A 7,102-nucleotide genomic window follows, 5' to 3' on the forward strand; every position below is an offset into this window, starting at 1 on the left:
TCGAACAGCCGTCGCCCACGGAACGCCGGACTCCGTGGCCTTCGTCTCGCGGCTCTAGGGGACCGATGACTGAGTATGGCCGGGGCCAAGGCTCCGAACCGTGGCACCCCGAGGACCCCCTGTACGGGGACCAGGGGTGGACCGGGCACCAGACCCAGCAGGGCCAGGCGCCCTACGGCGGCGATCCGCAGCAGCAGTACCCACAGGAGCAGCAGTACCAGCAGCCGTACCCGCAGCAGCCTCAGCAGCCGCAGTACGTCCAGCAGCACCCGCAACACCAGCAGCACCCCCAGTACGTCCAGCAGCAGCACCAGGGCTACGCCCCGCAGCAGCAGCCGGTCTACGACAACCAGGGCTGGGACACCGCCCAGGGCCAGTACGTGGGGGTGGTGCAGGGCGACCCCTACGCGGGCGCCGACCCGTACGCCTCGCAGCCCGTGCCCGTGTACCCCGGGGCCGAGGCCCCGGACCTGTACACCACGGAGGAGGCCTACCCGCCTCCGCAGCCCCCGGGCCGGCGCCACCTGGTGCCGGAGCAGGCCGAGGACGTGGACGAGGAGCCCGAGGAGTCGTTCCTCGCCGGCGGCGGTGGCCGCGGCGACGACGACGGCGACGAGCCCGGCACGGGCCGCCGCTCCGGCCGCTCGAAGGGCGGCAAGCCCAAGAAGCGCAGCGGCATGGCCTGCCTGATCGCCGCCGCGGTGATCATCGGCGTGGTCGGCGGTGGCGGCTACTACGGCTACACCTACCTCAAGGCCAAGTTCGGCGCGCCCGAGGACTTCGCGGGCGAGGGCACCGACGAGGTCGTGGAGGTCGAGATCCCCAAGGGCTCGGGCCTCCTCCAGATGGGCGCCATCCTCAAGAAGGCCGGCGTCGTCGCCAGCGCCCAGGCGTTCGCCGACGCGGCCGACAAGGCCCAGAAGGCACCCGGCGGCAAGGCCATCCAGGCCGGCGTCTACCCGCTGAAGAAGCGGATGTCGGCCGCGGCCGCCGTCGCGGTGATGAGCGACCCCTCGAAGCTGCACATGGTGATGGTCACCGAGGGCATGCGCAACGTCGACGTCTACAAGGCGATCGACAAGAGCCTGGGCCAGCAGGAGGGCACCACCCACGAGGTCGCCAAGCGCGAGTTCAAGAACCTCGGCCTGCCCGCCTGGGCGAACAGCAACCCGAAGATCATGGACCCGCTCGAAGGTTTCCTCTTCCCGGCGCGCTACGACCTCAGCAAGGAGAGCACGCCCGACTCCGTGCTCAAGCAGATGGTCAAGAAGGCGAACGAGAACTACGCGGCCATCGGCATCGAGGGCAAGGCCAAGGAGCTCGGCCTCGACAACCCGCTCCAGGTGGTCACGGTCGCGAGCCTCATCAACGCCGAGGGCATGAACCACGACGACTTCAAGAAGATGTCCGAGGTCATCTACAACCGTCTGAAGAAGACCAACGACGTCACCAACCAGAAGCTCGAGTTCGACTCGACGATCAACTACCTCAAGGGCACGAGCAACATCAACGTCTCCCGCACGGAGACGAGGACGCTCGACCACGCCTACAACACGTACTTCTACAAGGGCCTGCCTCCGGGCCCGATCGGCAACCCCGGCGACGACGCGCTGAACGCCACGCTCAACCCCGACAAGGGCGGCTGGATGTTCTTCGTGTCCGTCGACGGAAACAAGACCACCTTCACCAAGACCTTCGACGAGCACGAGAAACTGGTCGCGGAGTTCAACGAACGGCAGAAGCAGAAAAACGGCGGGTAGGTAGGCATGTCACGCATAAGGGCCGCGGTGCTGGGTTCGCCCATCGAGCACTCCCTCTCACCGGTGCTGCACCGCGCCGCCTACCGGGAGCTCGGCCTCGACGACTGGTCGTACGACCGCTTCGAGATCGACGAGGCCGCGCTCCCGGGGTTCGTCGCCGGCCTCGGCCCCGAGTGGGCCGGGCTGTCGCTGACCATGCCGCTGAAGCGGGCGATCATCCCGCTGCTCGACGGCATCAGCGACACCGCGGCGTCCGTCGAGGCGGTCAACACCGTCGTCCTCACCGAGGACGGCCGCCGCCTCGGCGACAACACAGACATCCCCGGCATCGTCGCCGCGCTCCACGAACGCGGCATCGACAAGGTGCCGTCCGCCGCCATCCTCGGCGCCGGCGCCACCGCCTCCTCGGCGCTCGCCGCGCTCACGCGGGTCTGCTCCGGCGAGGTCACCGCGTACGTCCGCTCGCGGGCCCGCGCCGACGAGATGCGGCAGTGGGGCGAGCGGCTCGGCGTCCCCGTCCGCACGGCCGACTGGTCCGAGGCGGCCGAGGCGCTGACCGCGCCGCTGGTGATCGCGACCACCCCGGCCGGTACGACGGACGCGCTGGCGGCCTCCGTACCCGACGCGGCGGGCACCCTCTTCGACGTCCTCTATGACCCCTGGCCGACCGCCCTCGCGGCCGCCTGGTCGCAGCACGGCGGCAAGGTCGTCGGCGGACTCGACCTCCTGGTCCACCAGGCCGTGCTCCAGGTCGAGCAGATGACCGGCCGCACCCCGGGCCCCCTCGCCGCCATGAGGGCCGCCGGAGAGCGGGCACTGGCCGCCCGCTAGGTCGCCCACCCTGTGGAGTTGATCACGCGCGGAGGGCAACAGGCGGGGATCACCTGGCTCGATGAGCCTTCGAAGTGGTCACCTGACGGACAAGGCGTCCGATAGCTGGACCAGGGCCCGGTATACGCGTCCGGACATGGGAGGATCAGGTACGGCGGGTCCGGGCCGCGCACCCGATCGCGCCGTCGCTGTACCAGGCGCGAGCATGAGGAGCATCGTTGAGCAGGTTGCGTTGGCTGACCGCCGGGGAGTCCCACGGACCGGCACTGGTTGCGACGCTGGAGGGCCTTCCCGCCGGCGTCCCGGTCACCACCGAGCTGGTGGCCGACCACCTGGCCCGGCGCCGGCTCGGCTACGGCCGCGGGGCCCGGATGAAGTTCGAGCAGGACGAGATCACCTTCCTCGGCGGCGTCCGGCACGGGCTGTCGCTGGGTTCCCCCGTCGCGGTCATGATCGGGAACACCGAGTGGCCGAAGTGGGAGACCGTCATGTCGGCCGACCCGGTCGACCCCTCGCTGCTGAAGGACACCGGCCGCAACGCGCCGCTGACCCGCCCGCGGCCCGGCCACGCCGACCTCGCCGGCATGCAGAAGTACGGCTTCGACGAGGCCCGGCCGATCCTGGAGCGCGCCAGCGCCCGTGAGACCGCCGCCCGCGTCGCCCTCGGAGCCATCGCCCGGTCCTTCATCAAGGAGGCCGCGGGCATCGAGATCGTCTCGCACGTGGTGGAACTGGCCTCGGCCAAGGCCCCGTACGGCGTCCTCCCGACCCCCGCCGACGTCGACAAGCTCGACGCCGACCCGGTGCGCTGCCTCGACGCCGACGCGAGCAAGGCGATGGTCGCCGAGATCGACCAGGCCCACAAGGACGGCGACACCCTCGGCGGCGTCGTCGAGGTGCTCGCCTACGGCGTCCCCGTCGGCCTCGGCTCGCACGTCCACTGGGACCGCCGCCTCGACGCCCGCCTCGCCGCCGCGCTCATGGGCATCCAGGCCATCAAGGGCGTCGAGGTCGGCGACGGCTTCGAGCTCGCCCGCGTGCCCGGCTCCAAGGCCCACGACGAGATCGTCTCCACCCCCGAGGGCCTCAAGCGGACCTCCGGCCGCTCCGGCGGCACCGAGGGCGGCCTGACCACCGGCGAACTGCTGCGCGTACGGGCCGCGATGAAGCCCATCGCCACCGTGCCGCGCGCGCTGGCCACCGTCGACGTGGCGACCGGCGAGGCGACGGTGGCGCACCACCAGCGCTCCGACGTGTGCGCCGTCCCCGCCGCCGGCATCGTCGCCGAGGCCATGGTCGCCCTGGTCCTGGCCGACGCCGTCGTCGAGAAGTTCGGCGGCGACTCCATCCCCGAGACCCGCCGCAACGTGCAGGCCTACCTCGACAACCTGCAGATCCGGTGACGGGCGGACCGAACGGACCGGTCGTCGTACTCGTCGGCCCCATGGGGTCCGGCAAGTCCACCGTGGGGGCGCTGCTCGCCGAGCGGCTCGGCGTCCCCTACCGGGACACCGACGCGGACATCGTCGCGGCCCAGGGCCGGGAGATCTCCGACATCTTCGTCGACGAGGGCGAGCCGTACTTCCGTGAGCTGGAGCGGCAGGCGGTCGCCACCGCCGTCGCCGAGCACACCGGAGTCCTCGCCCTCGGCGGCGGCGCCGTCCTCGACGAGGGCACCCGCACCCTGCTCGCCAGCCTCCCCGTCGCCTACCTGTCGATGGACGTCGAGGAAGCCGTACGGCGCGTCGGCCTCGGCGCCGCACGCCCGCTGCTCGCCGTCAACCCGCGCCGCCAGTGGCGCGAGCTGATGGACGCCCGGCGCCCCCTGTACACCGAAGTCGCGCGCGTCGTGGTGGCCACCGACGACCGCACCCCCGAAGAGGTCGCCCAGGCGGTCCTCGACGCTCTGGAGTTGAAGGACGTATGACAGACCAGGTGACGCGGATCCACGTCGGCGCGAGCGCCGGCCATGACGCGTACGACGTGCTCGTCGGCCGGCAGCTGCTCGGCGAGCTCGGCTCCCTGATCGGTACGAAGGCCCAGCGGGTCGCCGTGATCCACCCCGAGGCGCTCGCCTCGACCGGGGAGGCACTGCGCGACGACCTCGCCGAGCAGGGCTACGAGGCGGTCGCCATCCAGGTGCCGAACGCCGAGGAGGCCAAGACGGCCGAGGTGGCCGCGTACTGCTGGAAGGCGCTCGGCCAGTCCGGCTTCACCCGCACCGACGTCATCGTCGGCGTCGGCGGGGGAGCCACCACCGACCTCGCGGGCTTCGTCGCCGCCACCTGGCTGCGCGGGGTGCGCTGGATCGCCGTACCGACCACCGTCCTCGCGATGGTGGACGCGGCCGTCGGCGGCAAGACCGGCATCAACACCGCCGAGGGCAAGAACCTCGTGGGCTCCTTCCACCCGCCGGCCGGTGTGCTCTGCGACCTGGCCGCCCTGGAATCGCTGCCGGTCAACGACTACGTCAGCGGCCTCGCCGAGATCATCAAGGCCGGATTCATCTCCGACCCGGTGATCCTCGACCTGATCGAGGAGGACCCGGCCGCCGCGCGCACGCCCGAGGGCCCGCACACGGCCGAGCTGATCTGCCGCTCCATCCAGGTCAAGGCCGACGTGGTCTCCAGCGACCTCAAGGAGTCCGGCCTGCGGGAGATCCTCAACTACGGCCACACCCTCGCGCACGCCATCGAGAAGAACGAGCGCTACAAGTGGCGGCACGGCGCGGCCGTGTCCGTCGGCATGGTCTTCGCCGCCGAGCTGGGCCGCCTCGCGGGCCGCCTCGACGACGCCACCGCCGACCGCCACAAGGAGATCCTCGCCGCCGTCGGCCTGCCGCTGACCTACCGCGGCGACCAGTGGCCCAAGCTGCTCCAGACCATGCAGGTCGACAAGAAGTCCCGCGGCAACCTGCTGCGCTTCATCGTCCTCGACGGGCTGGGCAAGCCGACCGTCCTGGAGGGCCCCGACCCGGCGCACCTGATCGCCGCGTACGGCGAGGTGTCGGCGTGAGCCGCCGGGTCCTGGTGCTGAACGGCCCGAACCTGGGCCGGCTGGGGTCGCGCGAGCCGGACGTGTACGGGGCCACCTCGTACACCGGGCTCGTGGAGAGCTGCCGCACGCTGGGCGAGGAGCTCGGCTTCGACGTCGAGGTCCGCGAGACCAACGACGAGGGCGAGCTGGTGCGCTGGCTCCACGAGGCGGCGGACGGCAAGATCCCGGTCGTGATCAACCCGGGCGCCTTCACGCACTATTCGTACGCCATGCGGGACGCGGCCGCGCAGCGCACCGCGCCCCTCATCGAGGTGCACATCTCGAACCCGTACGCCCGCGAGGAGTTCCGGCACACCTCGGTCATCGCCTCCGTGGCGACCGGGACGGTGGCGGGCTTCGGGATCGGCTCGTACCGGCTGGCGCTGCGCGCACTGGCGGACGAGATCTCCCTCTGAGGCCCCGGCCGAAGCCCTGCCCGGCGGTGCTGGTGGACCGCCGGGCCCCCGGGGTCATATAACGTTCTCGCATCAGTCGCCGGAACGAGACGGAGTGGCAGCGGATGCAGCAAGGAGTGGGGGGCGGTAGCGCGGGCTGGGGGCAGCCGGGACCGCATCCGGCGGCGCCTCCGCAGCCGCCGATACCTCCGGCGCAGGGCTGGCCGGGGATGCCGCCGCCCATGCCGGCCCCGCCGCACACGCACCCGGTCGTGCCCGTACCGGAAGCCACCGGGCACATTCCGCTCCCGCCCGCGGTGCCGGGGACCGGGGCGGCCACCCTCGCGGTCCTGCTCATCGGCCCGGCCGGCGCGGGGAAGACAACCGTGGCCCGGCACTGGGCGAGCCGCCGGCCCGTGCCGACCGCCCACATCAGTCTGGACGACGTCCGCGAGTGGGTCTGCTCGGGCTTCGCCGACCCGCAGGCGGGCTGGAACGAGCACTCCGAGGCCCAGTACCGCCTCGCCCGCCGCACCTGCGGCTTCGCCGCCCGCAACTACCTGGCCAACGGGATCTCCTGCATCCTCGACGACGCCGTCTTCCCGGACCGGCCGGTGGTGGGCCTGGGCGGCTGGAAGCGGCACGTGGGGCCCACGCTGCTGCCGGTGGTGCTCCTGCCCGGGCTGGAGATCGTCCTGGAACGCAACGCGGCGCGGTCCGGCAACCGGCGGCTCTCCGACGAGGAGGTCGCGCGGATTCACGGGCGGATGGCGGGCTGGTACGGATCGGGTCTGCCGATCATCGACAACTCGCACCTGGACGTCGAGGCCACGGCTCGCGCCCTCGACGAAACCCTTGCGCGCGCGCTGGCTTAGCGTTCGCCGCGTGCGCGGGTGCGGCGCCGCTGCCGGGGCTCCGCCCCGGACCCCCGTGCCTCAATCGCCGGCGGGCTTCGGTGGTGTCCCCGGGCGGGGCCTTGTCCGCTGGGGCGGTCCGTGGGGTCCCTCCGGGACGTCTCCTCGGCTCGCGCACCAAGGCGTGCTTCGACATCCTCGGCGTGGTTGCGCGCTCGTCCTGCGG

7 protein-coding genes are annotated in these 7,102 nt (G+C 72.0%); all 7 read left to right on the forward strand.

Going from position 1 to position 7,102, the window contains the following annotated elements:
* Nucleotides 1-65 precede the first annotated feature (65 nt).
* The 7 genes from mltG to ACFTXQ_RS33960 all read left to right on the forward strand — a co-directional run bounded on the left by mltG (nucleotide 66) and on the right by ACFTXQ_RS33960 (nucleotide 6,897).
* Nucleotides 66-1,760 (forward strand): endolytic transglycosylase MltG, encoded by a 1,695-nt coding sequence (gene mltG / locus ACFTXQ_RS33930; protein ID WP_382648680.1) that lies wholly within the window; start codon nucleotides 66-68, stop codon nucleotides 1,758-1,760.
* 6 nt (nucleotides 1,761-1,766) lie between these two features.
* Nucleotides 1,767-2,591 (forward strand): shikimate dehydrogenase, encoded by an 825-nt coding sequence (locus ACFTXQ_RS33935; protein ID WP_382648683.1) that lies wholly within the window; start codon nucleotides 1,767-1,769, stop codon nucleotides 2,589-2,591.
* A gap of 218 nt (nucleotides 2,592-2,809) precedes the next feature.
* On the forward strand, nucleotides 2,810-3,994 hold the full coding sequence (gene aroC / locus ACFTXQ_RS33940) for a chorismate synthase (RefSeq protein ID WP_382648686.1): 1,185 nt from the start codon (nucleotides 2,810-2,812) through the stop codon (nucleotides 3,992-3,994).
* Nucleotides 3,995-4,035: 41 nt separating this feature from the next.
* The gene (locus ACFTXQ_RS33945; protein ID WP_382648697.1) at nucleotides 4,036-4,518 is read left to right on the forward strand and encodes a shikimate kinase; all 483 of its coding nucleotides are present in this window, start codon (nucleotides 4,036-4,038) and stop codon (nucleotides 4,516-4,518) included.
* Nucleotides 4,515-5,606: a 3-dehydroquinate synthase gene (gene aroB, locus ACFTXQ_RS33950; protein WP_382648689.1), complete on the forward strand. Its 1,092-nt coding sequence runs from the start codon at nucleotides 4,515-4,517 to the stop codon at nucleotides 5,604-5,606. Before ACFTXQ_RS33945 ends, aroB begins: the two co-directional genes overlap by 4 nt.
* Nucleotides 5,603-6,043, forward strand: coding sequence for a type II 3-dehydroquinate dehydratase (gene aroQ / locus ACFTXQ_RS33955; protein ID WP_382648692.1), 441 nt, complete (start codon nucleotides 5,603-5,605; stop codon nucleotides 6,041-6,043). Before aroB ends, aroQ begins: the two co-directional genes overlap by 4 nt.
* 104 nt (nucleotides 6,044-6,147) lie before the next feature.
* Nucleotides 6,148-6,897 carry an AAA family ATPase gene (locus tag ACFTXQ_RS33960; RefSeq protein ID WP_382648695.1) on the forward strand — a complete coding sequence of 250 codons (750 nt, stop codon included), beginning with the start codon at nucleotides 6,148-6,150 and terminating at the stop codon, nucleotides 6,895-6,897.
* Nucleotides 6,898-7,102: the final 205 nt, after the last annotated feature.

The organism is Streptomyces sp. NPDC057010, assembly GCF_042673805.1.
GTDB lineage: Bacteria > Actinomycetota > Actinomycetes > Streptomycetales > Streptomycetaceae > Streptomyces.

Coding starts and splice junctions, on each gene's coding strand:
- ACFTXQ_RS33945 (WP_382648697.1), top strand. CDS start 4,036: ATGGGGTCCGGCAAGTCCACCGTGGGGGCGCTGCTCGCCGAGCGGCTC.
- ACFTXQ_RS33960 (WP_382648695.1), top strand. CDS start 6,148: ATGCAGCAAGGAGTGGGGGGCGGTAGCGCGGGCTGGGGGCAGCCGGGA.
- aroB (WP_382648689.1), top strand. CDS start 4,515: ATGACAGACCAGGTGACGCGGATCCACGTCGGCGCGAGCGCCGGCCAT.
- ACFTXQ_RS33935 (WP_382648683.1), top strand. CDS start 1,767: ATGTCACGCATAAGGGCCGCGGTGCTGGGTTCGCCCATCGAGCACTCC.
- mltG (WP_382648680.1), top strand. CDS start 66: ATGACTGAGTATGGCCGGGGCCAAGGCTCCGAACCGTGGCACCCCGAG.